Genomic DNA, 1,467 nt, shown 5'->3' on the forward strand with positions numbered 1-1,467 from the left:
GGCGGCCCCCCGGGGTACGGGGGGCGCCACGCGCGACGCTCAGAACCCCTGCATCGTCACGGTCGGATCGACGACCAGGTGCACGACGCCGTAGATGACCGCGCCGACGAGCACCGCGAGGATGATCGCCACGAACGGCAGCATCGTGAAGTTGGCGTTCGCGAGATCGGTTGCGTGCGCCTTGCTGTTGCGTACGCCGAAGAAACTCCACAGGACCAGTTTGATCATGCCGAGCAGTTTCATGATTGCGCTCCTTTCATCTATCGGTTGACGCTATCGTCGATCCGACCGGCATCCGGAAAAAGAAGCAGTTGCGTGTGCTTTTCGCGCAGCAGGCCATCTGCGGCGGCATGTCGCAGGGTGCGTCAGCGGTCGAGCACGAGCGGTTCCGACCCTTGTGCAGGCCGCGCGACGCACAGCAGCGCACAACCCGGTTCAACCGGTGCATCGGGCGCCTGCTCGTAGTCGACCGCACCGGACAGCACACGCGTCGCGCACGTGCCGCACGACCCGGAGCGGCATTCGGACGGCACGTCCACGCGCTGCCCCTCCGCGAATTCGAGCAAGGTGCCGTCGGCGGGCGTCCACGCGGCTTCGTGGCCCGTGTGCCGGATTACGATCGGCACGCTCGCCACCGCCGGCGCTGCGGCCGCGCGGGTCGCGCTGCGCGCCACGCTCGACGGCCCGAATGCTTCGAAACGGATGCGTTCGTCCGGCACGTTCAGCGCGCGCAGTCCGTCGTACAAGTCGCGCATGAACGCTGACGGCCCGCACAGATAGAAATCGTAATCGTCGAACGAAAGGATCCGCTTCAGTTGCGCGATGTCGATGCGGCCCGCATGTGCTGCCGAGCCTTCGTGAGGATGACTGTCGAACCAGTCAAGCGACAACCGCTCGTCATCGGCCGCGATGCGCGCCAGCTCCGCCGCGAACGGCCGGTCAGCCGCTTCGCGCGCACCGTGCACGAACACCACGCGGCGTGACGATTGATCGTCGGCCAGCGCGCGGCGCAGCATCGCGACCATCGGCGTGATGCCGATGCCGGCCGACACGAGCACGGCCGGGCGCGGGCTCGCGAGGTCGAACGTGAAGCGGCCGCGCGGCATCTGCACGTCGAGCGTCATGCCCGTTTGCGCTTGATCGTGCAGCCACGTCGATACGCGCCCTTCGCGCTTCACGGTGATCCGGTAATGCGCGCCGCCCGGTGCATCGGAAAGCGTGTAGCTGCGGATCGCCGGCGAATCGCTGCCCGGCAGCGCGACGCGCAGCGTCAGGTGCTGCCCGGCTTCGTAGGCGGGCAACGCGCCGCCGTCCGCCGGTTCGAAATGGAACGAGCGGATCGCGCGCGCTTCGTCGACGATCTTCGCAATGCGCAGCGGCCGCCATGCCGGTGCCGGTGCCGGTGATTGTGTCGATGTCGATGTCGATGTCGATGTCGATGTCGATGTCGATGTCGATGTCGATGTC

General features: G+C 67.1%; 2 protein-coding genes. Both read right to left on the reverse strand.

Annotation, left to right across the window (positions count from 1 at the left end):
- Positions 1 to 39: 39 nt before the first annotated feature.
- Positions 40 to 243, reverse strand: coding sequence for a DUF2970 domain-containing protein (locus JYJ84_RS36565; protein WP_043178166.1), 204 nt, complete (start codon positions 241 to 243; stop codon positions 40 to 42).
- A gap of 122 nt (positions 244 to 365) precedes the next feature.
- The coding region (locus tag JYJ84_RS36570; protein ID WP_205190291.1) for a 2Fe-2S iron-sulfur cluster-binding protein at positions 366 to 1,467 on the reverse strand (1,102 nt) is incomplete at its 5' end.

The sequence above is a fragment of the Burkholderia sp. LMG 13014 genome (assembly GCF_905232215.1).
GTDB lineage: Bacteria > Pseudomonadota > Gammaproteobacteria > Burkholderiales > Burkholderiaceae > Burkholderia.

Coding starts and splice junctions, on each gene's coding strand:
- JYJ84_RS36565 (WP_043178166.1), bottom strand. CDS start 243: ATGAAACTGCTCGGCATGATCAAACTGGTCCTGTGGAGTTTCTTCGGC.